This window comes from Segeticoccus rhizosphaerae (assembly GCF_005222685.1).
Taxonomy (GTDB): domain Bacteria; phylum Actinomycetota; class Actinomycetes; order Actinomycetales; family Dermatophilaceae; genus Segeticoccus; species Segeticoccus rhizosphaerae.
In genome coordinates this window covers 184894-209989 of record NZ_SWMA01000002.1, presented here as the reverse complement: position 1 = coordinate 209989, position 25096 = coordinate 184894, and the positions used below count along the sequence as shown (strand labels likewise).

General features: G+C 69.7%; 21 protein-coding genes, 1 tRNA gene and 1 pseudogene. 15 read left to right on the top strand and 8 right to left on the bottom strand.

Annotated features, from left to right (window positions below; genetic code table 11):
* Positions 1-5: 5 nt before the first annotated feature.
* The gene (locus FCN22_RS02480; RefSeq protein WP_137119940.1) at positions 6-644 is read right to left on the bottom strand and encodes a TetR/AcrR family transcriptional regulator; all 639 of its coding nucleotides are present in this window, start codon (positions 642-644) and stop codon (positions 6-8) included.
* A 74-nt stretch (positions 645-718) separates the two neighbouring features.
* A complete protein-coding gene (locus FCN22_RS02475) occupies positions 719-1318 on the bottom strand; it encodes a TetR/AcrR family transcriptional regulator (RefSeq protein WP_137120038.1) in 600 nt (199 codons plus the stop codon).
* 213 nt (positions 1319-1531) lie between these two features.
* Here FCN22_RS02475 and FCN22_RS02470 point away from each other — a divergent pair.
* The 3 genes from FCN22_RS02470 to FCN22_RS02460 all read left to right on the top strand — a co-directional run bounded on the left by FCN22_RS02470 (position 1532) and on the right by FCN22_RS02460 (position 3865).
* Positions 1532-1610: transfer RNA gene (locus FCN22_RS02470), tRNA-Gln, on the top strand.
* Between the two features lie 144 nt (positions 1611-1754).
* The gene (locus FCN22_RS02465) at positions 1755-2321 is read left to right on the top strand and encodes a PadR family transcriptional regulator (RefSeq protein WP_202911354.1); all 567 of its coding nucleotides are present in this window, start codon (positions 1755-1757) and stop codon (positions 2319-2321) included.
* Positions 2306-3865 (top strand): MFS transporter, encoded by a 1560-nt coding sequence (locus FCN22_RS02460; RefSeq protein WP_137119939.1) that lies wholly within the window; start codon positions 2306-2308, stop codon positions 3863-3865. The genes FCN22_RS02465 and FCN22_RS02460 overlap by 16 nt, the downstream gene beginning before the upstream one ends.
* A 39-nt stretch (positions 3866-3904) precedes the next feature.
* Here FCN22_RS02460 and FCN22_RS02455 read toward each other — a convergent pair whose 3' ends face one another.
* Both FCN22_RS02455 and FCN22_RS02450 read right to left on the bottom strand, forming a co-directional pair.
* The gene (locus tag FCN22_RS02455) at positions 3905-5539 is read right to left on the bottom strand and encodes a class I adenylate-forming enzyme family protein (RefSeq protein WP_137119938.1); all 1635 of its coding nucleotides are present in this window, start codon (positions 5537-5539) and stop codon (positions 3905-3907) included.
* Positions 5540-5565: 26 nt separating this feature from the next.
* Complete coding sequence (locus FCN22_RS02450) at positions 5566-6375, bottom strand: enoyl-CoA hydratase/isomerase family protein (RefSeq protein ID WP_137119937.1); 810 nt, start codon at positions 6373-6375, stop codon at positions 5566-5568.
* 241 nt (positions 6376-6616) lie between these two features.
* Here FCN22_RS02450 and FCN22_RS02445 point away from each other — a divergent pair, with 241 nt between their 5' ends.
* Together FCN22_RS02445 and FCN22_RS02440 are read left to right on the top strand one after the other, a co-directional pair.
* Complete coding sequence (locus FCN22_RS02445) at positions 6617-8494, top strand: glycoside hydrolase family 35 protein (protein ID WP_137119936.1); 1878 nt, start codon at positions 6617-6619, stop codon at positions 8492-8494.
* A 28-nt stretch (positions 8495-8522) separates the two neighbouring features.
* A complete protein-coding gene (locus tag FCN22_RS02440; protein WP_137119935.1) occupies positions 8523-8885 on the top strand; it encodes a PRC-barrel domain-containing protein in 363 nt (120 codons plus the stop codon).
* A 112-nt stretch (positions 8886-8997) separates the two neighbouring features.
* On the opposite strand, the gene FCN22_RS02435 is transcribed toward FCN22_RS02440, so the two are convergent.
* Positions 8998-11133 (bottom strand): heavy metal translocating P-type ATPase, encoded by a 2136-nt coding sequence (locus FCN22_RS02435; protein WP_137120036.1) that lies wholly within the window; start codon positions 11131-11133, stop codon positions 8998-9000.
* Between the two features lie 277 nt (positions 11134-11410).
* Here FCN22_RS02435 and glmU point away from each other — a divergent pair, with 277 nt between their 5' ends.
* From glmU to FCN22_RS02400, 8 genes and pseudogenes are all read left to right on the top strand, one after another.
* A complete protein-coding gene (gene glmU / locus FCN22_RS02430) occupies positions 11411-12919 on the top strand; it encodes a bifunctional UDP-N-acetylglucosamine diphosphorylase/glucosamine-1-phosphate N-acetyltransferase GlmU (RefSeq protein ID WP_137119934.1) in 1509 nt (502 codons plus the stop codon).
* Positions 12916-13896 (top strand): ribose-phosphate diphosphokinase, encoded by a 981-nt coding sequence (locus FCN22_RS02425; protein ID WP_137119933.1) that lies wholly within the window; start codon positions 12916-12918, stop codon positions 13894-13896. Before glmU ends, FCN22_RS02425 begins: the two co-directional genes overlap by 4 nt.
* Positions 13897-13974: 78 nt before the next feature.
* Positions 13975-14730, top strand: a complete 756-nt coding sequence (locus FCN22_RS02420; protein ID WP_238384461.1) for a 3'(2'),5'-bisphosphate nucleotidase CysQ — start codon at positions 13975-13977, stop codon at positions 14728-14730.
* Between the two features lie 303 nt (positions 14731-15033).
* Positions 15034-15711 carry a 50S ribosomal protein L25/general stress protein Ctc gene (locus FCN22_RS02415; RefSeq protein WP_137119932.1) on the top strand — a complete coding sequence of 226 codons (678 nt, stop codon included), beginning with the start codon at positions 15034-15036 and terminating at the stop codon, positions 15709-15711.
* Between the two features lie 73 nt (positions 15712-15784).
* Positions 15785-16378 (top strand): aminoacyl-tRNA hydrolase, encoded by a 594-nt coding sequence (gene pth, locus FCN22_RS02410; protein WP_137119931.1) that lies wholly within the window; start codon positions 15785-15787, stop codon positions 16376-16378.
* 124 nt (positions 16379-16502) lie between these two features.
* Complete coding sequence (locus tag FCN22_RS02405) at positions 16503-18083, top strand: sugar transferase (protein ID WP_162308113.1); 1581 nt, start codon at positions 16503-16505, stop codon at positions 18081-18083.
* A 307-nt stretch (positions 18084-18390) separates the two neighbouring features.
* Positions 18391-18468: pseudogene (locus tag FCN22_RS22755) on the top strand (twin-arginine translocation signal domain-containing protein); the annotation flags it as partial.
* A 132-nt stretch (positions 18469-18600) separates the two neighbouring features.
* The gene (locus tag FCN22_RS02400; RefSeq protein WP_238384460.1) at positions 18601-19386 is read left to right on the top strand and encodes a hypothetical protein; all 786 of its coding nucleotides are present in this window, start codon (positions 18601-18603) and stop codon (positions 19384-19386) included.
* Here FCN22_RS02400 and FCN22_RS02395 read toward each other — a convergent pair.
* The 3 genes from FCN22_RS02395 to FCN22_RS02385 all read right to left on the bottom strand — a co-directional run bounded on the left by FCN22_RS02395 (position 19360) and on the right by FCN22_RS02385 (position 23875).
* The gene (locus tag FCN22_RS02395; protein ID WP_162308111.1) at positions 19360-20913 is read right to left on the bottom strand and encodes a lipopolysaccharide biosynthesis protein; all 1554 of its coding nucleotides are present in this window, start codon (positions 20911-20913) and stop codon (positions 19360-19362) included. The two genes, FCN22_RS02400 and FCN22_RS02395, sit on opposite strands and share 27 nt — an antisense overlap.
* A 113-nt stretch (positions 20914-21026) precedes the next feature.
* The gene (locus FCN22_RS02390) at positions 21027-22289 is read right to left on the bottom strand and encodes a hypothetical protein (RefSeq protein WP_137119927.1); all 1263 of its coding nucleotides are present in this window, start codon (positions 22287-22289) and stop codon (positions 21027-21029) included.
* A complete protein-coding gene (locus tag FCN22_RS02385) occupies positions 22286-23875 on the bottom strand; it encodes a hypothetical protein (protein ID WP_137119926.1) in 1590 nt (529 codons plus the stop codon). Before FCN22_RS02385 ends, FCN22_RS02390 begins: the two co-directional genes overlap by 4 nt.
* A gap of 176 nt (positions 23876-24051) precedes the next feature.
* Here FCN22_RS02385 and pssD point away from each other — a divergent pair, with 176 nt between their 5' ends.
* On the top strand, positions 24052-24552 hold the full coding sequence (gene pssD, locus FCN22_RS02380) for a PssD/Cps14F family polysaccharide biosynthesis glycosyltransferase (protein ID WP_137119925.1): 501 nt from the start codon (positions 24052-24054) through the stop codon (positions 24550-24552).
* A complete protein-coding gene (locus FCN22_RS02375) occupies positions 24549-25088 on the top strand; it encodes a glycosyltransferase (protein ID WP_162308110.1) in 540 nt (179 codons plus the stop codon). The genes pssD and FCN22_RS02375 overlap by 4 nt, the downstream gene beginning before the upstream one ends.
* Positions 25089-25096: the final 8 nt, after the last annotated feature.

Genomic DNA, 25096 nt, shown 5'->3' with positions numbered 1-25096 from the left:
TCGTCTCACTTTCTCGCGGACGGTGTCGCAGCGGCGCCCCACAACCCGTCGCGGTAGACGGCCGTCACCTCACGGGCCCAACGGTCGATGCCGGCGGGTGTCAAGGGGTCGAAGCCGAGGACGTGCTCGAGTGGTCCGCGCAGCAGGATCAGCGCCAGGTCGTTGGCCAACGCGAAGGCCGAACGCACCGCCGGGTCGCGGCCGGGGGTGGCCAGCCCCTCCCGGACCATCTGGTTGAAGACGGCTTGCGTCGCGTCATACCAGCTCTGGAACAGCCGCGTCCCGGCCGGATCGCCGGAGAGCAGGAGGCGCCGCAGGTAGGCAGGCAGCGGGGACTCGGGCGGGAAGGCCTCGGCGAAGAGCTGGGCGATCGAGCCGGCGTCGCCGTCCGCCAGCGCCGGGAGGGCGTCGTCCGTGCTGCCCGCGTCGAACAACTCGTCGAAGACCCCTGCGACGTGCTCGTCGACGGCCTCGCGCAGGCCGGCCTTGCTGCCGAAGTGGTGCAGCACCAGCGCCGGCGAGACCCCGGCCGTCGTCGCGATCTGGCGCACGCTGACCGCGCCCGGCCCGTGCTCGGCGAACAGCGCCAGTGCGGCGTTGCGGATGCTGGCGCGGGCAGTGAGGTCGGACTCCCTTGAACGCATGATCAGTATGCTAAACGTGCGTTCAGCTCGCACGCAACCTTTTACTCACCGGTGAGGCGGGCAGGTCGCCGAGGTCAGGGGTCGAGGCGCAGGCGGGGTTTGGCCTCGAGGCCGGCCAGCCCGTTCCACGACAGGTTGACCAGGTGCGCCGCCACGTCGGCCTTCTTGAACTTGCGCGAGTCGAGCCACCACTGACCGGTCAGCGCCACCATGCCGACGAGCATCTGCGCATAGATGGGCGCGGCCTTCGGGTCCAGCTTCTTGCGCTTGAACTCGTCCGCGAGGATGTGCTCGACCTGCGTGGCGATGTCGCTGATCAGGCTGGCGAAGGAGCCGGTCGCCTGGCCGGGCGGCGAGTCGCGGACCAGGATGCGGAACCCGTCGGTCGATCCCTCGATGTAGTCGAGGAGCGCGAGGGCGGCCCGCTCGACCAGGCCGCGGGCCGTGGCCTCGGCGGTCAGCGCCGTGGTGATGCCGTCGAGAAGCATGCGGATCTCGCGGTCGACCACGACGGCATACAGGCCCTCCTTGCCGCCGAAGTGCTCGTAGACCACCGGCTTGGAGACGTCGGCCTTGTGCGCGATCTCCTCGACAGTGGTCCCCTCGAACCCCTTCTCGGCGAAGAGCTTGCGGCCCACCTCGATGAGCTGCTCGCGTCGTTGCTCACCCGTCATCCGGGCGCGGACGGAGGGTGCGTCGGCCTTGACCCTGGGCGCGTTCACCCGGCCATCATGTCAAGTGCCTCCGTCATGCCGATCGCGTATTCGTGCGCCGTGCCATCGAACCTACGCCACCGTAACCCACGGCCGTCGGTGCGCCGGACCTCACGCGGTTCGGTCGGGGCCGTCCGGTCCACTACCCTTGCCACGATCCCGCCCGCGGGACGTTCCCCGGTTGCTCTGCTGGTAGGGGCCGCCTGACTTTGAATCAGGATTAGCGACGTAGGTTCGATTCCTACCCGGGGAGCTCCGTGCCCGGCCGGAGAGCCACTGCCAGTGCCGGGTATGCCGTCCGCTCGCCGCCGCGTAGAAATCAACTCGATCTCACCGGCCCGTCGGTGCTTGACTATTCCGCGTGGAATATTTCGGGCGGTCCAGTGTTGGGACCCTCGTGACGTGTCCGCTGACCCCGCTCGCGATCTCGGTCCTCGCGCTGCTGCGTGAGCGGCCGATGCATCCCTACGAGATGTACCAGCTGCTCGTCGAGCGCGAGGAGACCCGCATCGTCAAGGTGCGTCCGGGATCCCTCTACCACGCGGTCGAGCGGCTCGCCTCCGACGAGCTGGTCGTCGCCACCGGCACCGAGCGCGAGGGCAACCGGCCCGAGCGCACCACCTACGAGCTCACCGACCGCGGGCGCGCCGCGCTGCGTGCCCGCATCCAGGAGCTGCTCGCGGAGCCGGTCAACGAGTTCCCGATCTTCCCCGTCGCGCTGGCCGAGTCCCACAACCTCACGCGTGACGAGGTGCTCGAGGCCCTCGCCCGGCGCCGCGCCGCGCTCGAGGCCTCCGTCACGGAGCTCACGGACCTCCTCGAGGTCGCCCGACGCCTGGAGGTCGCGGAAGCCTACTGGTTCCAGCTCGACTACCTGCGCGCCATCACCACCACCGAGCTCGACTGGATCAGCCGGCTCATCACCCGCATCGACTCCAAGGACCTCACATGGCCGACACCCTGAACGACCGACCACCCGGACGCCACGAGGCGCCGGTCAGCCCCTGGCCAGCCCTGTGGGCCCTGTGCCTCGGCTTCTTCATGATCCTGGTCGACAGCACGATCGTGTCGGTCGCGACTCCCGCGATCATGACCGACCTGGATGCCGGGGTGAACTCGGTGGTCTGGGTCACCAGCGCCTACCTGCTCGCGTATGCCGTGCCGTTGCTGATCACGGGCCGGCTCGGCGACCGCTTCGGGCCCAAGAACCTCTACCTGGTCGGGCTCGCCGTCTTCACGCTCAGCTCGCTGTGGTGCGGCTTCACCGGCACCATCGACCACCTGGTCATCGCGCGGGTGTTCCAGGGCTTCGGCGCCGCGATGATGACCCCACAGACCATGTCGGTCATCACCCGCACCTTCCCGGCCACCAAGCGCGGCCAGGCGATGGGCCTGTGGGGCGCGGTCGCCGGTGTCGCCACCCTGGTCGGCCCGATCGTCGGTGGGGTGCTGATCGACAGCCTGGGGTGGGAATGGATCTTCTTCATCAACGTGCCGGTCGGCGTGGTCGGGTTCGTGCTGGCGATGATCTTCGTCCCCGTGCTGCCCACCCACAGCCACCGCTTCGACATGGTCGGCGTGATGCTGTCGGCCATCGGCCTGTTCTGCCTGGTCTTCGGGATCCAGGAGGGCCAGAACTATGACTGGGGTCAGATCACCGGGCCGGTCTCGGTCTGGTCCCTCATCGGGGTGGGCGTGCTCGTCCTGGTGGTCTTCGTGGTGTGGCAGGGACGCAACCGGCGGGAGCCGCTGGTGCCGCTGAGCCTGTTCCGCGACCGCAACTTCTCACTGGCCAACGTGTCGATCACGACGGTTGGTTTCGCCATCACCGCGATGGCCTTCCCGATCATGCTCTACGCGCAGAGCGTGCGCGGCCTCAGCCCGACCCGCTCGGCGCTGCTGCTGGTGCCGATGGCCGTCATCTCCGGCGTGCTCGCGCCCTTCGTCGGCAAGCTGGCCGACCGGTTCCACCCGCGCTACATCGCGGGGGTAGGGCTGGCGGCCTTCCCCATCTCGATGGTGTGGCTGAGCCAGATCATGACGCCAGAGGTGCCGATCTGGCAGTTGCTGCTGCCGATCGCCCTGCTCGGCGTGGCCAACGGTTTCATGTGGTCGCCGCTGTCGACGACCGCGACCCGCAACCTGCCGATGAGCCAGGCCGGTGCCGGCTCGGGGGTCTACAACACGACCCGCCAGTTCGGCGCGGTGCTCGGGAGCGCAGCGATCGGTGTGCTCATGGAGTCGCAGCTGGCCTCGCACCTGCCGGCGATGCCCGGTGGAGGTTCGGCCGAGGCCGCTGCGGGCACCGGCCCGTTGCCCGCAGCGCTGCACGACGGGTTCTCCCAGGCGATGGCCAACTCGCTGCTGCTGCCCGCAGCCGTGCTGGTGGTCGGTTTCCTGGCCGCGATGGTCTTCGAGCGGCCGGCACACATGCGGCGTGCACCCGCTGTAGCCGACCGGTCCGGCTCCGAGCAGGCCGACGCACAGCCGGAGCCGTCCGCGGTCTGACCACCACCGGCTCCCCCGAGGGCGGGGCAGGCGGGTGGGTCAGACGGTCTCGAAGAGGCCTTCGGCGTACTCGCCGGCCGCCTTCTCGCGCGCGACGTAGTGCATCTTCTTGCCGGTCGCGGTCAGCGGCAGCTCGTCGACGAACCGGTAGGCACGCGGGCGCTTGTAGTTCGCCAGCATCGGGTGCTCGCGGCAGTGCCGCTCGCAGTCGGCGACGGTGAGCGACTCTCCGGCCGGCACCACGTAGGCGACGACCATCTGACCCCACTTCTCGTCCGGCACGGAGACGACGAGGGAGTCGGCGATGCCGACGTGCCCGTTGAGGGCCTCCTCGACCTGCACCGGGTGGACGTTCTCCCCGCCGGAGATGACCATGTCGTCCTTGCGGCCCACGATGGTGACGTACTCCCCGGCGTCCCACGTGGCGAGGTCGCCGATGTAGAGCCAGCCCTGGTGGTACTTCGCGTCCTGCTCCTCGGTCGAGTTGGCATAGCCGAAGCCGCACTTCGGCGATCGCACGATCACTTCGCCGACCTCTCCGCCACCCTTGGCCACGTAGTCGGTGGGGTCCGCCAGCCGGTCGTCGTAGACCTTGACGACGGCCACGTCGTCGTCGGTGCAGGCTCGTCCGGCCGTGCCCGCGTGCTCGGGCAGGTCGCTGGGCCGCAGGAAGGTGTTCCAGAAGGCCTCGGTGGTGCCGTAGCCGTTGAAGATTCGGGCGCTCAGCAGCTCCTGGTAGTGCAGGCACGCCTCGCGTTCCAGCGGCGCGCCCATCGTGACGATCCCGTGCAGCGTCGTCAGGTCGCGCGCGCGAGCCTGCTGCTCGCGGGCCAGCATGGCCAGGTTCGGAGGCGCTCCGATGAGGAAGGTGATGCCCTCCTGCTCGACCAGGTCGAGGCACCGTGCGGCGTCGAAGGCGCGCATCGGCACGACCGAACCGCCCAGGTAGAACACGGGGTTCGGCCCGCCGGAGTAGAGCCCGCCGCGGTGGAACCACGGCGACATGTTGAGCGTGCGGTCCTCGGGGGCGAGGGGGAAGTGCATGATCACGTCGTGCGCGGTGAAGACCTCGACCATGCTCGGCAGCGGGACACCCTTGGGCATCCCCGTCGTGCCCGAGGTGTAGAGCCGGGTCGTCTCGTCGTAGCTCGAGGCGGTGCCGGGCAGCTCGCGCGGCGAGTCCGCGACCAGCTCCTCGAACCGCACCACGCCCGAAGGTGTTTCGCCACTGCCCACCATCGCCACCACGGCGGGACGGTGCTGGGCGTGCTCGATCGCCGCCACGGCGTCGTCGCGGAGCGACTCGTCGAAGATGAAGACGACCGGAGTGGAGTCGTCCAGCACGTAGGCGGTCTCGCCGGGTGCCAGCCGGAAGTTGATCGGTGACCCGACCGCGCCGCACGCCTGCGTCGCCAGGTAGAGCAGCGCGAACTCGAGCGAGTTGAACAGCTGGTAGACCACGACGTCGCCGGGCTTCACGCCGGCGTCGGCCAGACCGGTCGCGAGCCGGTCGACCCGTGCGCCGAGCTCGGCGTAGGTGAGCGTCGTGTCGGTGGAGGGATCGCGGAAGGCGACGCGGTCGGCATACCGGTGCGTGTTGCGCCGGAAGCCGGACAGATAGCTGAACTCGTGCTCGATGTAGTCGCGGTAGGCGGTGGGGTCGTAGGCGGTCATGTCGCTCACTCTCAGGTCAGGGCACCTCAGGCGGTCGGTCCCTCCGCGGAGGGGAAGTGGGGCGGGCGCTTCTCGGTGATGGCGGCGGCTCCCTCGCGGACGTCGGGTCCCATGAAGCAGAGCATCTCGTAGGCCGCGGACTGGTCGAAGATCGGGCCGGCCAGCTTGAGCCAGTTGTTCAGTGCGCGCTTGGTGAGGCGGATCGCGGGCTGTGAGCCGGTGGCCAGCAGGTCGGCGACCCGGAGCGCCTCGCCCAGGACCTGGTCGCGGGGCAGCGCCTTGCTGACCATGCCCATCCGCTCGGCCTCGGCACCGGTGATCATCTCGCCGGTGAGCAGGTGGTAGCGGGCCTTGGCCATTCCGCACAGGAGCGGCCACAGCATGGCGGCGTGGTCGCCGGCGGCCACGCCCAGCTTGACGTGGCCGTCCCCGATCCTGGCGTCCTCGGCGCAGATCGAGATGTCGGCCATCAGGGCGACCACCGTGCCGGCGCCGACGGCGACACCGTTGATGGCGCTGATGATCGGCTTCTCGCAGTTCACGATGTTGTAGACCATGTCGGACATCTCGCCGAGCATGTGCGAGACCGCGTCGTAGTCGCCCGCCTGGCGCTGCACCATCGCGAGGTCGCCACCCGCGGAGAACGCCCTCCCCGCGCCGGTCACCACCGCCACCCGCGTCCTCGGGTCCCGCGAGACGTCGGCCCACACGCGGGCCAGCTCGCCGTGCATCTGCTCGTCGGCCGCGTTGAGCTTCTCCGGCCGGTCCAGGGTGATCAGCAGGACCCCGTTGTCGCGTCGCTCGAACTTCAGCTGGTGGTAGTCGGCCTCGTCCACGTCCGGCAGTCTCCTCGAAATCGGTGAGGACTGCAGGCTATCCCTCGACCTGGTGCGCGGCTCCGGGTGTGCGGACAGGGGCGAGCCGGTCGGCTCTGGTCTCGACCGACCGGCTCTTGCGCCAGGCACACGCCCGGGGAACGCCCGGCGCCTGTGGACTGCCTACCCGCGATCCCACGGCTCACACCCGTTCCCCGGATCCGTTCGAGAGTCCGTGGCTCGCTGCGTGCAAGGATCCACCGTGTCCACCCCCCTTCTCGTGCACGGCGACCAGTTCCTCCGCGACGGTCGGCCGCACCGGATCGTCTCCGGCGCCTACTTCCGGGTCCACCCGGATCTGTGGGCCGACCGGCTCGCTCGGCTGAGCGCCTTGGGACTCAACACGATCGAGACGTATGTCGCGTGGAACGTCCACGAGCGACGTCGCGGTGAGCACGACTTCCGCGGATGGAACGACCTGCCCCGGTTCCTCGAGCTGGCGGGCGCGGCCGGGCTGGACGTGATCGTGCGGCCCGGTCCCTACATCTGCGCCGAGTGGGACTTCGGGGGGTTGCCGGCCTGGCTGCTGGCAGACGGCGTGCTGCCGGGTGGCGCCCGCACACTGCGGACCAGCGACCCGGCATACCTCTCGGCGGTCGACGAGTGGTTCGACGTGCTGCTGCCCAGGGTCCTGCCGCTGCTGGCCACGCGCGGCGGTCCGGTCGTGGCCGTGCAGGTGGAGAACGAATACGGCAGCTTCGGCGACGACGCTGCCTATCTCGAGCACCTCCGGGCCGGCCTGGTCTCCCGTGGGGTCGACGTGCTGCTGGTCACCTCGGACGGGCCGACGCCCGACATGCTCCGGTGCGGCAGCGTGCCGGGAGTGCTGGCGACGGTCAACTTCGGGTCGCGGACGGCAGAGTCGTTGGACGCTCTGCGAGCGGAGCAGCCGGTCGGGCCGCAGATGTGCATGGAGTACTGGGACGGCTGGTTCGACCACTGGGGCGAGCCGCACCACGTGCGCTCGGTCGACTCCGCCGCGGGCGTGCTGGACGAGCTGCTCGCGGCGGGCGCCAGCCTCAACCTCTACATGGCGCACGGCGGCACCAACGTCGGGCTGTGGAGCGGCGCCAACGTCAGCGAGGGCCGGCACCAGCCCACAGTCACGAGCTACGACTACGACGCGGCGGTCGGAGAGGCGGGCGAGCTGACCGCCAAGTTCCACGCCTTCCGCGAGGTGATCGGGCGACACCGCGAGCTGCCACCGCTGACGCGTGTGCCCGAGCTGCCCCGTCTCGCCACGCAGCGGGTGCCGACGACCGCCGGGCCGGGTCTGCTCGAGGTCGCCGAGGAGCTCGGGGAGGCGGCGGCGTCACCGATGCCGCTGACTATGGAACAGCTGGGCCAGGACCACGGCCTGGTGCACTACCGCGGCCGGGTGCTGGCGCCTGCGGGTGAGCATCCTTTGTCCGTCGTGGGGCTGCACGACCGAGCGACCGTGCTGGCCGACGGCCGGCCGCTCGGCGCGCTGGACGGCAACGAGACCGAGGCTGCGTTGACGGTGCGAGGCAGCGGCGCCGTGGTCCGGCTCGACCTGTTCGTGGAGAACCAGGGCCGGGTCAACTACGGCACGCAGCTGGGTGAACGCAAGGGCATCACCGGCGGTGTTCGGCTGGGGCGCCGCTGGATCCACGGGTGGGCGAGCCGCCCGGTCCGGCTGGACGACCCGGGCTTCCTCACCGCCGTCACCCGGTTCGCCGAGCGGGCGGGGGCCGGGCCAGGAGCGGACCGGAGCGGCGCGCCCGAGGGGAGCGGCGCGGCATACGGCGGCGGGGGTGCACTGGCGCCCGTTGCGGCGGAGGCTCCCACGTTCCACCGGGGCGAGATCTCCGTGCCGGCACCCGGCGATGGCTTCCTGGCGCTGCCCGGTTGGGGCAAGGGATTCGTGTGGCTGAACGGGTTCCTGCTCGGTCGCTACTGGCACGTCGGGCCGCAGCGCACGCTCTACGCACCGGCACCGCTCTGGCGCAGCGGCAGCAACATCGTGTGGGTGCTCGAGATGGAGACCGCTGGTGGCCCGCTCGAGCTGCGCGACCGCCCCGACCTCGGCCCGGTGACCGACCCGGCGAAGCCGGATTGAGCGGGCCGGACGCGGGTACCGTGAGGCCATGCGCGCATTCGAGGTGGACGACATCCGTGACTGGCGCGGCCACGACGTGGTCGACGAGGGCGGCTCCAAGGTGGGGGTCCTCGAGGCGGTCTACTTCGACACCGCCAGCGAGGAGCCGACCTTCGCCAGCGTGCGGATCGGCTTGGCCGGCCGGCGCCGGCTGGTCTTCGTGCCGCTGGAGGGGGCGCGCGTGGCTCCCGACCACGTCCGGGTGATGCGGGCCAAGAAGCTCGTCAAGGACGGCCCCTCGATCGACACCGACGGCGAGCTCACCGCGGAGGCCGAGGCCGACGTCTTCGCCCACTTCGGGCTCGACTACCGGCCGGGCGCGAGCGGTGAGCGCCGCCTCGGCCGCCGCTGACGCCGGTTGCCGCTCGTGGGGAATGATCGTGGGGTCTGCGACAGCCCGCTGTCGCAAACCCCACGATCACTTCCCGCGGGGATCCATCAGGCGTGGTCGGTATGACGTCCGCTCACCGGTGCACGGTCGTCTCGGCGCCAACGGTGTCACCTGTGCCATCTCGGCCTCGTGTGCCTGCTGCCTCGAGCGGCGCAGGGCGCAGGTCCAGACGGCGCAGCAGCTGTGCGTTGGCGGCGACCACGATGGTAGACAGCGACATCAGCACCGCTCCGACGGCGGGTGACAGCACGACCCCGGCGAAGGCCAGCACGCCGGCGGCCAGCGGCACGGACACCAGGTTGTAGCCGCTCGCCCACACCAGGTTCTGCCACATCTTGCGATAGCTCGCGCGCGACAGGTCGATCACCGACAGCACTGATCGCGGGTCGTCGGAGGCCAGCACCACGCCGGCCGACTCGATCGCCACGTCGGTGCCGGCGCCGATGGCGATGCCGACCTCGGACCGCGCCAGCGCCGGGGCGTCGTTGACGCCGTCGCCGACCATGGCCACGCGGTGTCCTCGCCGCTGCAGTTCGGCGACCTTGGCGTCCTTGTCCTTCGGCAGCACCTCGGCGAAGACCTCGTCGATGCCGAGCCGTGCGGCGACCGCGTCGGCGACCGGCCGTGCGTCGCCGGTGACCATGGCCACCTTGACCCCGCGCTCGTGCAGCGCGTCCACCGCGTGCCGTGACTCCTCACGCACCTCGTCCTCCAGGGCCACGGCACCCACGACCGCGCCTTCGCGCAGCACGTGCAGCACGGTTGCCCCGCGGGCGCTCCACGAGTCGGTGGTCGCCACCAGCTCAGCCGGTATGTCGACCCTCGCCTCCCGCAGGAGCGCCGGCCCACCGACGGCGACCCTCGCGCCGCCGACGGTCGCCTCGACACCGCGGCCGGTCGAGGAACGGAAGTCCTCGGCGGCAGGGGCCGCGCGACCGGTCTCGGACCGGTGTCGGGCCACGATGGCGCGGGCCAGTGGATGCTCGCTGTCGGACTCGACCGCAGCGGCGAGGGCGAGCAGCGCGCCCTGGTCGAGGCCGGCGTCCGCGACCACAGCGAGGTCGGTCACGAGCGGTTGCCCCTTGGTCAGGGTCCCGGTCTTGTCGAAGAGCACCACATCGACCTGCCGCATCCGCTCCAGCGCGAGCCGGTCCTTGACCAGCACACCAGAGGCCGCGGCGCGCTCGGTGGAGATCGCGATGACCAACGGGATCGCGAGGCCCAGGGCGTGCGGGCAGGCGATGACCAGCACGGTCACCGTGCGGGTGACGGCGTCGTCGAGGTCGCCGAGCAGCGCCCACGCGATGAAGGTCAGCACGCCCGCGGTGGTCGCGAAGTAGAACAGAAGGGCCGCGGCGCGATCCGCCAGGGCCTGCGCCCGCGACGACGACGACTGCGCCTCGCTCACCAGCCGGCCGATGCCGGCGAGGGCGGTGTCCTCGCCCACGGCCGTCACCCGCACCCGGAGGGCGTTGTCGGTCGCGACCGTCCCGGCCACCACCGCGTCCCCGTCGCCGCGGTCCACCGGTGCCGACTCCCCGGTGATCATCGACTCGTCCACCGCGGCCCGGCCCTGCACGATCACGCCGTCCGCGGGCACCCGGCCCCCGGAGCGCACCAGGACGACGTCATCGGTGAGCAGCTCGGTGGTGGCGACCTGCTCGACGCCGGAGTCGGTCACCTTCTCGGCGGTGTCCGGCAGCAGGGCGGCGAGGGCGTCCAGTGCACCCGAGGCCGCTCCGAGCGCCCGCATCTCGAGCCAGTGCCCGAGCAGCATGATGACGATCAGGAGGGCCAGCTCCCACCAGAAGTCCAGGTGGAAACCGCCGAGGCCGAGCGTGGTGACCCATGACGCCACGAAGGCGACCGTGATCGCCATACCGATCAGCAGCATCATCCCGGGCTGCCGCGACCTGGCCTCCGACCAGCCTCCGGTGAGGAACGGCTGCCCGCCGTAGACGAAGATGACGGTGCCCAGCACCGGCGCGATCCAGTGGGCGCCCGGGAAGTCCGGCGGCGCGTAGCCGAGCAGGTCGCCGACCATCGAGCTGAAGAACACGACGGGCAGGGCGAGCAGGAGGCTCAGCCAGAACCTGTCGCGAAACTGCGCCGCATGGTCGCCGTGCCCGCCATGACCCGCATGGGCGTCATGCCCGTGGGCGTCGTGGCTCGATTGCGGGTGGTGCGCGTCCGCCCCCTCGGCAGTCATGTTGTGAGCCGTCTGCTCGTGTGCCATGTGTCGGCCTCCCTCGCGGTTTGATGATACCCCATGGGGGTATCTAGAGGGGGAAGCGCCGTAACCGGCCGGATATTCCACGCCCGCACGGGGGATGAGGTGGGAGCGGGCGCGGGCGAGGAGGGAGCGTGGTGGTAGGCGAGGGGAGCGGCCGGACGGCGGCACCCGGCGGGTAGCATCGCAGGCGGCAGCGGGCCAGCCTGCCCCTGTTCGCCTGTCCGGATCCCCACACCACCGGGAGAGCCACCGCGTGACTACCCACCGCCCGGCCGCCGTCATCGTCCTCGCCGCCGGGGAGGGCACCCGGATGAAGTCGGCCGTCCCCAAGGTCCTGCACACCATCGGGGGGCGCAGCCTCCTCGGCCACGCCATCGCCGCCGCGCGCGGTGCCGCACCGCAGCACCTGGCCGTCGTGGTGCGCCACGGCCGCGACCTGGTCGCGGCACACGTGACCGAGGTCGACCCGGAGGCGCTGGTCGCCGACCAGGACGAGGTCAAGGGCACCGGCCGCGCGGTCGAGTGCGGGCTCACCTGCCTCCCGTCGGACCTGACCGGCACGATCCTGGTGACCTACGGCGACGTGCCGCTGCTGGCGGCCGAGACCCTGACCTCCTTGGTCGCGGCGCACGAGGAGTCGGGCAGCGCGGTCAGCGTGATCACCGCCGACCTGCCCGACCCCACCGGCTACGGCAGGGTGCTGCGCGACGGCGACGGGGCGGTGGCCGGGATCGTCGAGCAGAAGGACGCGACGGCCGACCAGCTCGCGATCACCGAGATCAACTCGGGCATCTACGCGTTCGACGCCGACCGCCTGCGCAGCGCGCTCGCCCGGGTCGGCACCGACAACGCCCAGGGCGAGAAGTACCTCACCGACGTCCTCGCCATCGCGCGCGGTGACGGTTGCAGGGTCAGCGCGCACCTGGTCGACGACCTGTGGCAGACCGAAGGCGTCAACGACCGCGTCCAGCTCGCCCGGCTGGGCGCCGAGCTCAACCGGCGCACCGTCGAGCGGTGGATGCGCGAAGGCGTCACGGTGGTCGACCCCGCCACGACGTGGATCGACACCGACGTCTCCTTCGGCCGCGATGTCACGATCCACCCCGGCACCCAGCTGCACGGCGCCACCACGATCGGTGACGACGTCGAGATCGGCCCCGACACCACGCTCACCGACGTGGAGATCAGGAGGGGTGCACACGTCATACGCACGCACGGCTCGCTCGCGCTCATCGGTGAGGGGGCGAGCGTCGGACCGTTCGCCTACCTGCGGCCGGGCACCGAGCTCGGCCCGGACGGCAAGATCGGCACCTTCGTGGAGACCAAGAACGCAGTCATCGGCGAGGGGGCCAAGGTGCCGCACCTGACGTATGCCGGGGACGCCCGGATCGCGGAAGGCGCCAACATCGGGGCGGGAACGATCTTCGCCAACTACGACGGACAGACCAAGCGCACCTCGACCGTGGGGCGGTACACCTTCGTCGGGAGCGGCTCGGTGCTCGTGGCGCCGGTGCACCTCGCGGACGGCACCTACGTCGGCGCCGGGTCCACGGTCACGCTCGACACCGACCCGGGCGAGCTCGCGGTCGCCCGCGGGAAGCAGCGCAACGTCGAGGGATGGGTGGCGCGCAGGTTCCCCGGCAGCGCGACGGACGAGGCGGCCAAGGCGGCGGGGGAGTGCGCGGGCGCGGCGGAACAGGACGGCATACCGGAGGCCGCCGCGCCGGTTGATCCTGCTGATGGCGGGGCGGCCCGGGCATGACCGGCCTCAAGCACAGCCCGGAGAAGAAGCTGATGATCTTCTCCGGACGGGCCCACCCCGAGCTCGCCGAGGAGGTCGCCTACCAGCTGGGCACCGAGCTCGTGCCGATGCAGGCGTATGAGTTCGCCAACAGCGAGATCTACGTGCGTTACGACGAATCCGTGCGCGGTTCGGACGCGTTCGTGCTGCAGGCGCACACCGCGCCGATCAACGAGTGGATCATGGAGCACCTGATCATGGTCGACGCGCTCAAGCGTGCGTCGGCCAAGCAGATCACCGTGATCCTGCCGTTCTACGGCTACGCTCGGCAGGACAAGAAGCACCGCGGGCGCGAGCCGATCTCGGCCCGGTTGATGGCCGACCTGTTCAAGACGGCAGGCGCCGACCGCCTGATGGCCGTCGACCTGCACACCGCGCAGATCCAGGGCTTCTTCGACGGGCCGGTCGACCACCTGATGGCGATGCCGATCCTGTCCAAGCACGTGGAGCGCAAGTACGGCAACGAGAAGCTGGCCGTGGTCTCGCCGGACGCGGGCCGGATCAAGGTGGCCGAGCAGTGGTCGCACCGCCTCGGCGGCGCGCCGCTGGCGTTCATCCACAAGACCCGCGACATCAACCGGCCCAACCAGAGCGTCGCCAACCGGGTGGTCGGTGAGGTCGAGGGTCGCACCTGCATCCTGGTCGACGACATGATCGACTCCGGTGGCACGATCACCCAGGCCGCCGACGCGCTGGTGAAGGACGGCGCGGCCAGCGTGGTCATCGCCGCGACGCACGCGATCTTCTCCGACCCCGCGGTCGAGCGGCTCAAGAACTGTGTGGCGCGCGAGGTGATCGTCACCAACACGCTGCCGATCGACCCGGCGAAGTACTTCCCCAAGCTGACCCAGCTGTCCATCGCGCCGCTGATCAGCCAGGCGATCCGTGAGGTCTTCGAGGACGGCTCGGTGACCAGTCTGTTCGACGGCCGCGCCTGACTGGCGCGCTCCGCCCCGGCCGCCACGTGACGGCATACTGTGTTCCCACTCGACTCACCGAAAGCTGAGGTGTCGCACGTGTCTTCCGACAGTGACCTGGCCCGAGAACTGGCCGAAGGGGCGGGCCGGATGCTGCTCGTGGTCCGCGCGCAGGAGACCGATGGCCCGACGCTGAAGCGGCGTGGTGACGCGGAGTCGCACGAGTGGCTGATGGCGCAGCTGAAGGAGCGGGCGCCCGAGGACGCCGTGCTCTCCGAGGAGGGCAAGGACGACCGGGGGCGGGTCGACGCGGCGCGAGTGTGGATCGTCGACCCGGTGGACGGCACCAGGGAGTACTCCGAGCCCCCGCGCGACGACTGGGCGGTGCACGTGGCGCTGTGGGAGCGCGGTGCGGACGGCACCGGCGAGCTGACCGCAGGTGCGGTCGCACTGCCGGCCCGCGACGTCGTCTACGACACCGGTCAGCCGCCGGTCGTGCCCGCGCGCTCCGGCCCGATCCGGCTCGCGGTCAGCCGAAGCCGCCCGCCGGAGTTCGTCACCGCGCTGGCCGAGAAGCTGGATGCGGTGCTCGTGCCGATGGGCTCGGCCGGCGTCAAGGGTATGGCGGTCGTCACCGGCGAGGCCGACGCCTACGTCCACGCGGGCGGCCAGTTCGAGTGGGACTCGGCCGCCCCGGTCGTGGTGGCCCGGGCCGCCGGGCTGCACACCAGCCGGATCGACGGGTCACCGCTCGAGTACAACCGTGAGGACCCCAAGCTGCCCGACCTCGTGATCGCTCACCCGGACGTGGCGGAGGAGGTCCTGGCCGCGATCGGCACGCTTCAGCAGGGTTAGGCGCCGGCAACGTGTCGCCACCCAGCATGCCGGGCTGTGATGAGCCTGATTTCCGTATGGCGGGCGCGGTCGCCTAGGATTGGCAAGTTGCCTCGGCGAGGGAGACTGCACGGGCCGGACGGTCTGGCAGATCCGTGATCGACGCGGTGGCGCAGGACCGGTGTCCTGCGCGTCCGCACGTGTGATCACTCCCGTGCCGGCCCCCGCGTCGAGGCCCCATGCACCATCTTTCGTGAACCTTTCGTGAACGCAGACCTGGTGTCGGCCGAAATCGGCGGGCGCCCGAATCGTAGGAGAGCCACCGTGCCTGAGTACACCAAGCTGACCGCCGAGCTCCGCACCGAGTTCGGCAAGGGCGCCGCCCGCCGCATCCGCCGGGCCGACAAGGTCCCCGCCGTCATCTACGGCCACGGGGCCGCGCCGCTGCACGTGACCCTCCCCGGCCACGAGACCATGCTGGCGCTCAAGCAGTCCAACGCCCTGCTGCAGATCGTCGTGGACGGCAAGGAGCAGCTCGCCCTGGCCAAGGACGTCCAGCGCGACGTCATCAGGCGCTTCATCGAGCACGTCGACTTCGTGACCGTCAAGAAGGGCGAGAAGGTCAACGTCGAGATCGCCGTGCACATCGAGGGCGAGGCTGCTCCGGACACCCTGGTCAACGTCGACCTCCAGGAGATCGAGCTGGCCGTGGACGCGACCAACATCCCGGAGCGGATCGTGGTCAGTGTCGAGGGTCTCGGGGTGGGCGCCCGCATCCTGGCCGGCGACCTGGCCCTGCCCGCTGGCGCGGAGCTGCTGACCGACCCGGAGTACCTCGTGGTCGGCATTTCCCAGACCATCTCCGAGGAGGCCCTGGAGGCCGAGCTGGAGGAGGCCGAGGCCGAGGCCGGCATCGAGCACGAGGAGCCGGAGGCGGAGGCCGAGGGCGACGAGAAGCCCGCCGAGGGCGACGAGAAGCCTGCCGAGGGCGACGAGTCCTGATCCCTTCGCACCCTGCACTGCCCGAAGGGCCCCGTCCGCGCGGACGGGGCCCTTCGGCATACTGACGAGCACCATGGACAGCTGGCTCATCGTCGGGCTCGGGAACCCCGGGCCGACCTACGCGGGCAACCGCCACAACATCGGTGCGATGGTCGTCGACGAGCTGGCCGCGCGGGCCGGGGCGTCGCTGCGTGCGCACAAGGCTCAGGCACAGGTCGCGGAGGTACGCCTGGGGACGTTGCCCGGCGGGGCGCCGGGACCCCGCGCGGTCCTCGCCCGTCCACTCTCCTACATGAACGAGTCCGGCGGACCGGTGGCCGGGCTCGTGCAGTTCTTCAAGATCCCGCTGGAGCGGATCATCGTCGTGCACGACGAGATCGACATACCGTTCGCCTCGGTGCGGCTCAAGCGCGGAGGCGGTGAGGGCGGACACAACGGCCTGCGCTCCGTCAGCAAGTCGCTGGGGAGCAAGGACTACCTGCGGGTGCGACTGGGGGTTGGCCGGCCGCCGGGTCGGATGGACGCCGCAGCCTATGTGCTCAAAGACTTCTCGGGCAGCGAGCGCAAGGAGCTGCCCTTCCTGATCGGCGATGGGGTCGACGCGGTGGACGACCTGGTCGCGCTCGGTCTCGAGACGACGCAGCAGCGCTTCCACTCCCGTCCCTAGCACCCGTCGTCGCTATTGTCGCTCGGCCGAACGGACTAGGTTGACCAGATCTTTACTGTTTGGCTGCGAACCCATGACCATCACGGCTAGCGTCTCCTCAGGCCTTCAACCAGGGGAGCTGAGCATGACAGACACCGTCGACGTGGGAGCGCAGGTGCCCCACGTGACGAGCCTGCCCGGGCAGCCGGCCGAGATGGTCTCCAGCACCGCCAGCACGGGGCTCCTGTCGCTGTCGCGGCCGCCGTCGCCCCCTCGGCGCACGTGGGCCGTGTCCTATCAACGCACCGCCGTGGTCCTCGACGTCACAGCCGCGGCGCTGTCTGCCGTCCTGGCTGCTCTGCTGTCGGGGGTGCTGTCCGGGCTGTTCGGCGAAGGCCATGAGGCCACCGCGCGCCTGTTCTCCCCGACCTACCTGACCATCACCGTCGTCGCCCCCTTCGCCTGGGTCGCGGGAGTGGCCCTGAGCCGTGGTTACGAGCGCCGGTTCATGGGTGTGGGGACCGAGGAGTTCCGGGCCCTGGCACGGGCGGCAGTGCGGTTGCTGGCAATCACCGGCTTCATGTCGTATGCCGTGTACAGCCAGCGCCCGTTCCTCTCCCGCTGGTTCGTGGTCGTGTTCTTCCCGATCCTGCTGGGCGTGGCGCTGCTGCTGCGGTTCGCGCTGCGCAAGCACCTGCATCGACGCCGAAGCCAGGGCAAGTCCCTCCAGCGGACCGTCGTGGTCGGACGTGCGGACTCGGTCATCGGTCTCATCCACGAGCTGCGCCGAGTCCCGAGCCACGGTCTCGAGGTCGTGGCGGCCTGCACGTCGAGCCTCGACCTGGACGCGGAGGAGCCCTCGTCGGTGATCGGTGTCCAGATGTTGGGGAGTGTGCGGACCGCGCTGGACGCAGTCGACCTGGTGGATGCCGAAGTGGTGGTGGTTGCCAGTCACTCCGAGATGACGGGACCGGAGCTCCGTCGGCTGTCGTGGGGCCTGGAATCCCGCAATGTCGATCTCGTCGTGTCGCCGGGCATCATCGAGGTCGCCGGTCCGCGCCTGTCGATCCGTCCGGCCGCAGGCCTTTCCCTCCTCCACGTCGAGCGGCCCACGGTGGACGGCGGGCGGCTGCTGGGCAAGATCATCTTCGACCGCGTGATGTCGGTGCTCATCTCGCTGCTCATCCTCCCCGTCGCCCTCGTCGTGGCCCTGGCCATCAAGGTCGACTCTCGAGGCCCGGTCTTCTTCCGGCAGGACCGGATCGGTGCTCGGGGCGAACCCTTCGAGATGTTCAAGTTCCGGTCCATGGTGGTCGACGCGGAGGCTCGGCTGGCGGACGTGTCTGCACAGGGCAACGATGGCAACGGAGTGCTCTTCAAGCAGCGCAACGACCCCCGGGTCACGCGGGTGGGTCAGTTCATCCGGCGCTACTCGCTGGACGAGTTGCCCCAGCTCATCAACGTGCTCAAGGGCGACATGTCGCTGGTCGGCCCCCGTCCGCCGCTGCGCTCCGAGGTGGAGGGCTACGAGCCGGACGCGGTGCGGCGACTGCGGGTTCGGCCCGGGCTGACCGGTCTGTGGCAGGTCAGCGGCCGCAGCGACCTGTCCTGGGACGAGTCTCTCCGCCTGGACCTGCGGTACGTCGACAACTGGTCGATGATTCTCGACCTGCAGATCCTGTGGCGGACCGCGCGAGCTGTCCTCCGCGGATCGGGCGCGTACTGACAGCCGAAAGGGCGACCCCTGTCTCACATTGTGGTCATCCTTGGTGTGTCGTAAGAGACATTTCAGCTTTTCTGGCAACCGGCAGGACCGCCCGGTAAGTACGTGCACCCCGGGCGAGTCGAATTGATGCGCACCGCTTCTGGCGCGGCCCTGGCCTGCGGCTCTGTGGCAAAAGAGGGAAATCTTGCGAACTGAGGTTCGGTTAGCAGAAGTTGAGTCGGTTTGGGTCAAAGTGCAGGTATGAACTTGGCAAATGTGATTTTCGCCACACTCCGTTACCGTCTTGTGATGTGTACTGTGCTCCTCCATGACCGAATTGAGCCGCCGAAGCGTGATCAAACTGGCGTCCGTGGCAGCAGTCGGAGCGGCGGTTTCGTCCCCGCTCCAGGCCCACGCCGCAACACGCGCCACAACCCAAGCAACCGCAACAAACACAGCGTCAGGAGCGCGCTGGCCGGGACATCGACCCGGCAAGATCGTCCTTGGTCTGTCGTGCCAGGGAACCCTGGAGGACACCATGCGGCGGACCGGGCCCGTCGGCCTCTACCGGACCTACTACAACTGGGACGGTGGCCGAGGTGAGAACAACCGGATTCGCAGCGACTACGCGGCCGGACGGCTGTCCTGGATCTCGTTCAAGCCGCCGTCGTCCGCACCAGGTGGCTGGAACCAGGTGTCGTCGGGGCGCTTTGACGCGGATCTGCGCGCCCGGGCTCGCCGTTACGCGAGCCTGCCCGGGCCCATCGTCGTCACGTTCAACCACGAACCGGAGAACGACCGGACGGGCACCGGTGCGGAGTTCGCGCGGGCGTGGTGTCATGTCTACGATGTGATGAAGAAGGAGACCGGGCTCAAGAACGTCGCATCGGTTCCCATCATCGGTGAGTGGACCTTCAACCCGCAGAACCGGCGTCAGGACCCCGCCGACTGGGTCACCGGCCCGATGCTGGATCGCTGCGACTTCCTGGGGCTCGACATCTACCAGAACGCGGGCGGTGCTGGGTACGACGAACGACTGGGCCGCATCCTCGACTGGATGGCGGCGCGCGGCCACAGCGACAAGATGGTCGGCGTCGCCGAGACCGGGACGACGGACGCGTACCGCTACGACCAGCCGGGCGAGTGGTGGACCCAGCAGTGGAAGTGGTCCATCGCCAACACGGACAAGCTCGGCGTCATCTCCTACTTCAACAGCCTGCGGCACAACAACTCGGGCAATAACTGGCTGCTGTGGCAGTCCCAGGCCAAGCTCAACGCCTTCAAGGCATCGCTGCAGTCATCGATGTCCGTCGGCCTCGTGTGACCTTCGTTCCTCGCCCGGCCTCCGCCTGCTTGCTGCGGCCGGGCGAGGACGGCCCCTCCCGCGCAGGGCGAGCAGCTCGTGGAGCCGCAGGACCTTTCGGCACCACCGCAAGCCGACCAGGTAGGCGACGAACCCGACCGCTGCGCTGAGGAAGAGGGACCACCAGCCGGGGCCGATCAGTGCCCGCCCGACGACGGGAACTGCGCCGAAGCAGACCGAGGCCAGCACGAGCGCCGTGATCGTGCCGGGTCCGAAGGGATGCAGCCGAAGGAAGACCCCCACCTGCAGGAGCGGTATGACGTTCGCCGCCACGATCGCGACGGCCCACCCGATCGCCGCGCCGGTGATCCCGTGTGAGGGGATGAGCAGCAGGTCCAGGCTGAGGTTGATGGCAAACGCGATCAGGACGTTGACAAGGTTCCAGCTGGTGCGTCCCGCCATGGTCAGGACCATGTCGACCATCCCGCAGGCGGTGCCGAGCAGCATCGAGCTGCAGAGAATGATGACGACCATGGAGCCGGCGTCGTACTGGCTCCCGAAGATGTCCAGGACAGTCGGGGCAAAGACGATCAGCAGCAGGTAGATCGGCCAGGTCAGGCACACGAGCCACGCCGTCGACACCTGGTAGAGCTCGGACGCGGCGCCGACATCCTTGCGGGCCAGCGTCTCGCCGAGGTGCGGCTGGACGCTCTGGGAGACCGCGCCACCGGCCATCTGGCCCAGGGCCAGGAATCGGGTTGCCGCGGCATACAACGCCGCTTCGGGGATGCCGGCCAAGGCGCCCACCAAGACGACGTCGAGACGCTGCATCGCGACCTGGGCCACGCTCGCGAGGGCACGCGGCACACTGAACCGCCAGAAGTCCTTCGTCGGCCGGAACTCGTGGTCCACGGTGGCTCCGCCGGCGCGGACCCTCATCGTGGTCCAGATCCGCCACCCCACCCCCGCGAGGATGACGTACGGGACGGCCCAACCCACCGCGAGGACCGCAGACCTGCCGCCGAACACGATGGCCAACAGCACGAGGCCGACTTGCAGGACCGGCCTGCTCATCTGGTCCAGCAGCGCGTTGATGCGCATGGTGCCGAGCCCGCGGGTGCCGGACACGGCCAGGTTGAGCAGCCCGGCGCATGGGATGAAGATGGCGACCGCACGGAGGTAGCTCGTGAACTCGGCCTCGTGTCCGGAGGCCAGTACGCGTGCCAGGGGCCCGGCGAAGACGAACATGGCCACGGCCATCACCACGCCGACGACTAGCACCGGACGGAGCGCAACCCGCATGTAGGAGGCGTAGCGGTGCAGCTCACCTCGTGCCCGCGCCCCCGAGAGGAAATACACCAGACCCGTGTTCGTCCCCAGCTGCCCGAGGCTGGTGGCGAGCAGGAACAGCGACGTGACGGAGAAGAAGATACCGGCGGTCGACTGTGACGTGAGCCGGGTCACCAGCACTGTCAGGCCGAAGTTCGCCATGGCCGCCACGACTGCCCCGGCCAGGTTGATGGTGCTTCCCCGCGCGACGCGGCTCAAGGCGCGAGGGGGCGGGTGCGATGTGCCGTCCACGGGTGTCTCGGCGGCGGCACGGGAGGCGACGCCGGACGACCTGTGCTTTGGGGAGCGCGTCGGGGGCGGTTTGATGGGGTTCATGGCTGGCCAGGATCGACGAACGGGGCGGTCCGGCTGGATGGGGGACCGGGAAGGTCGACCAGGGACGAGACCAGTTCATCCAGCTCCGAAAGCAGCCAGGTCACCAGCGGCCCCTTCTTGGCGCCGGCCTCCTCCTGGCCGTCACGAACGTGACGATGTCCGAGGTGCAACAGGTAGAGCACCACGACCGCGGGCGCCTCTGCCGTGGCGACGCCGAACGGCTCCAGGAGCTCGGGCGCTCGCACCGCCAGCTGCCTGATGGCCTCGCTGGGGGTGAGACCGTCTCGTCGGACGGCGTGGTGGAAGGTGAAGTGCAGGGCGTCGAAGCCGATGGGCACGTCACACTCGAATCGCTCCCAGTCCCACACCACGGCGGTGTCGCCCTGGGTCGTCATGTTCCACGGCGTCCAGTCGCCGTGCCAGGCACTCGGGATGATGCGGATCCGGTCTGCGGCGGCGTCGACGCGTTCGGCGAATCCCCACAGCCGGGCGCCGCCTGCACCCCTGAGCGACTGCAACGAGGAGAGGAGCCGGCTCCAGTACGGAGACTCGGAGAGGGCCACGGCACGGCCCTCGAAGGTCCGAGCCAGTTCGAGCATGGCGGCCCGCCGGGTCCTGACGCCGGGGTCTCCCGACGCAACGGTGTCCACGGGGCTCAAGAGGAGGTACTCCAGACCGTCCCAAGTTCCGTTCGCGAGGACGCGGGGACTGACCAGATGGTGCAGGTGACGAGCCTCGAGCATGCGCAGCGCCTCGGCCTCCTGGCGGACGAGGCGAGCGGTGAGCTCGTTCCATCCGACCTTGGCGAAGGCGATGGTGCGACCACGGCGATCGAGGAGCTCGAGCACCGGCTTGCGGTTGGCGCGGGGTGGACCAAACCGTGCGGAGGCCGTCAATGGCAGGCGCAAGGAGGTGCTGAGGTGTTGGAGGAGGGAGCCTCTCGCGCCGGGATCCTCGACCGTCACCTGGTGGGGCCACAGTCGGAGTGCCCCGGACTGTCCCGCGATCGCGGCGACGACACCACGAACGGTCGTCGGCAACGAGGACAGGCGCGGCAGGCCACGGAGTGCCGCGGTGGTGACCCGCCGAGGTCCCAGTGGAACGAGGAAGGCCGGGCGCTGGGCCGATGGGAGCGCGGCGTAGCGCGTCGTCTCCCCGGTCCACAAGAGGGCGGAGACGGAGGTCAGGCCGTCCGGGAAAGTGGCGCCGGTCAGATTGCCACTCGGCGCGACGTCCTCCGAGGAGGAGGCCCCCCTCATCCCGCCGTCGGATCGACCGCTCGCGCGGTGACTCGGGCCTCGGCCGAGAGCCCTGTCGGCTCGGCCACCACCGTGTCACCTGCCTCGCCCGAATGGTGGGAGTCGGAACGCCGCCGCCGGCGAGGCGCGGCCGGCGCCACGGCGGCGCCGATCACCGAGGCGCCGAGCCGATCGAATCGGCCGAGGGCGTTGGACACCTGACCATGGGTGGTTCGTCCTTCGGTGACGATCATGAGGGTGTTGTCGCAAGCCGTCGCGGCAGCGTCCCCGTCGGCACTACTGGCCGAGGCCGAGGAGACGATGACGTAGTCGTGGCCCGTGGTGAGCTCCTCGATCACCGTACGCAGGCGGGGGCCTGCGTACAGCTCGCGGGAGGACACCGGCTTGAGGCCTCCTCGCAGGATGGTGAGGCCTCTGGCCTGCGTGAGCACCGCACCGATCGGTGCGTCATCTCCGAGCACGTCGGACAGCCCAGGTCCGGCGGGAATGCCCAGCTCACGCTCGATCGCGTCGTCGCCGGGATCGGCCGCGACGAGCGCGACCTGGAAGTCGGACTTGCGCAGTGCGAGCGCCAGTTGGCTGGCTACCGTTGCGGCGCTCTCGTCCGCGGAGACGCAGGTGACTGCAAGTGAGCCGGGTGCTTGGGCGTTGGCCACCACGCCGGCGCGTAGCCTGCGGTAGGCCTCGAACTCCTGCTCTTCCTTCGCCTCGCTTCCGTGGCGACGCCTCGGTTGGCGACGCAACCGGGCGAAGACGGGGATCCCGGCCATCTCGGGACCGTCCTCGGCGCGCACCAGGTCGCGGCGGCGTTCGCGTGTCACGGCCAGCACGGCTCCCATCAGGCCGCCGAGCAGTGTGGTGACGAGGATGATCAACCACGGGTTCAGTCCGTCGCGGTTGGTCGGCGTCGAGGGTTCGGTGATCACCGAACCCGGGTCGGACGCAACTGCCTGTGCGCCGCTCAGGTCATCGTTGAGGGAAGCCAGCCGGTCGGCATACAGCTGGACCTGCTGGGAGGCATAGGAGCGGGTGTCGGTGCTCTTGACCGCCTCGCTCGAAGCGGTCTTGAGGTCGGCCTGCGCGGCGTCGATCTGCTTCTTCAGGCTGTCGATCTCGGTCTTCTGGGTCGTCGCGGCCCGCTCACTGCGGTACTTCAGGTACGTGTCGGCGAATCCCTGCGCACCCTCCCGGGCCCGGTCTGCCGTGGTGCTGGTGAATTCGATCTGGATGATCTGGGCACCGGTCGGGACCTTCACGTTCAGCTGCTCACCCGGTCCGGGGACCGTGCGGCCCAGCTGTTTGCTGAGCTGGGTCGTGACCGCAGGGATGTCCACCAGGCCCGACTCCGTCGCCATGGCGACGGTCAGCTGGGCGCCGTTGGACGTTGCCGTGTCCTGGGACAACGGGTTGCCCGGCAGCGGCTTGATCAGGATCGCCGATCTCGCGGTGTAGCTCGCTGCTTGGGATCCCGTGTAAGCGACCCCGGCCGCTGCCCCGATGACCAGCATGACCAGAAGCAGTAGCACGTTACGGCGCAGGGCCCCCACGATGAGTGGAGAGCGCGTCTCAACCTCGGATGTATCCACAGACTCGGTAGCCTTCCCCAGTGATCCCGTCAGGATTGATCCCGTCAGGATTTCAGCGTAGAGCGCCGACTGATGCCTTGTGGCCGCTTTCGGCAATCCCGGGCGACGCTTGAACACGGCACGCGCGCAGACGGTTACGATGCTGCTGCCTTCACTACATCGACGATGGGAACACCATGCCCGACCGGGAACTCGGCGGCCCTGTGTCGAGCCCGTCGGCGGCGGGCCGACGCGTCCTCTTGGTGAGCTCGAGCGGGGGACACCTGGCCCAGCTGCTCACCCTGAAGCCGTGGTGGGAGACCCTGGAGAGGTCGTTCGTGACCTTCAGCACCCCGGACGCGGTGTCGCAGCTCGGGGACGAGCAGGTCGACTTCGCCTTTCACCCCACGACTCGTAACATCCCCAACCTGATCCGCAACTTCGGTGTCGCGGCGAAGGTGCTCCGGAAGCGGCGGCCGGACCTGATCGTCTCCACCGGCGCCGCTGTCGCCGTGCCGTTCTTCGTGTTCGGGAGAATCCTCGGGATCCCCACCGCCTACATTGAGGTCTTCGATCGCCTGGACTCCAGGACGTTGACCGGCCGGCTCTGTCGCCCGCTCAGTTCCCTGTTCTGTGTCCAGTGGGAGCGGCAGCAGCGCCTCTATCCCGGGTCGACGCTGATCGGACGGTTGCTGTGAGCTTGTCGATTCTGGTGACCGTGGGCTCCGACTACCACCCGTTCAACCGGTTGGTGGGCGGCGTCGAACGCTGGCTGGGACAGCCGTCCGCCGCGGGACTGGAGGTCTTGTTCCAGTACGGCACGGCCGATCGTCCGGGGCGGGGGGAATGTCACGACTACCTTGCGCACGACGAGCTGATCGACCGACTGAGCTCGAGTGACATCGTCGTGACGCAGGGCGGCCCGATGGGCATCCTCGAAGTGCGGCGGTGCGGACGCATCCCGATCGTCATGCCGCGACTGCATGACTTGGGTGAGGTGGTCGACGACCACCAGGTGGCCTTCTGCCGCCAGTTGGCCAGCACTGGTGACATCGTGCTCGTGGAGAACGAGGACGAGCTGGTCGAGGCGCTGGACAAGGCGGTCGCCGATCCGACCCGCCTGGTGCTGACGGGTTCCACGGGTGATACCGACGCCCGGCCGGCCGTGGAGGCGTTCGCCCGAGCAGTGGAGCTGCTGCCGCCTCGGCGTCGCAACCGGTGGCGCCGCCGCTGACGGCTGTG

Excerpts from the sequence above, each read along its gene's own strand:
- FCN22_RS02405 (WP_162308113.1), top strand. The coding sequence starts at position 16,503 with ATGACAGACACCGTCGACGTGGGAGCGCAGGTGCCCCACGTGACGAGC.
- pssD (WP_137119925.1), top strand. The coding sequence starts at position 24,052 with ATGCCCGACCGGGAACTCGGCGGCCCTGTGTCGAGCCCGTCGGCGGCG.
- FCN22_RS02425 (WP_137119933.1), top strand. The coding sequence starts at position 12,916 with ATGACCGGCCTCAAGCACAGCCCGGAGAAGAAGCTGATGATCTTCTCC.
- FCN22_RS02460 (WP_137119939.1), top strand. The coding sequence starts at position 2,306 with ATGGCCGACACCCTGAACGACCGACCACCCGGACGCCACGAGGCGCCG.
- FCN22_RS02435 (WP_137120036.1), bottom strand. The coding sequence starts at position 11,133 with ATGACTGCCGAGGGGGCGGACGCGCACCACCCGCAATCGAGCCACGAC.
- pth (WP_137119931.1), top strand. The coding sequence starts at position 15,785 with ATGGACAGCTGGCTCATCGTCGGGCTCGGGAACCCCGGGCCGACCTAC.
- FCN22_RS02455 (WP_137119938.1), bottom strand. The coding sequence starts at position 5,539 with ATGACCGCCTACGACCCCACCGCCTACCGCGACTACATCGAGCACGAG.
- FCN22_RS02475 (WP_137120038.1), bottom strand. The coding sequence starts at position 1,318 with ATGACGGGTGAGCAACGACGCGAGCAGCTCATCGAGGTGGGCCGCAAG.
- FCN22_RS02400 (WP_238384460.1), top strand. The coding sequence starts at position 18,601 with ATGCGGCGGACCGGGCCCGTCGGCCTCTACCGGACCTACTACAACTGG.
- FCN22_RS02390 (WP_137119927.1), bottom strand. The coding sequence starts at position 22,289 with ATGAGGGGGGCCTCCTCCTCGGAGGACGTCGCGCCGAGTGGCAATCTG.
- FCN22_RS02480 (WP_137119940.1), bottom strand. The coding sequence starts at position 644 with ATGCGTTCAAGGGAGTCCGACCTCACTGCCCGCGCCAGCATCCGCAAC.
- FCN22_RS02440 (WP_137119935.1), top strand. The coding sequence starts at position 8,523 with ATGCGCGCATTCGAGGTGGACGACATCCGTGACTGGCGCGGCCACGAC.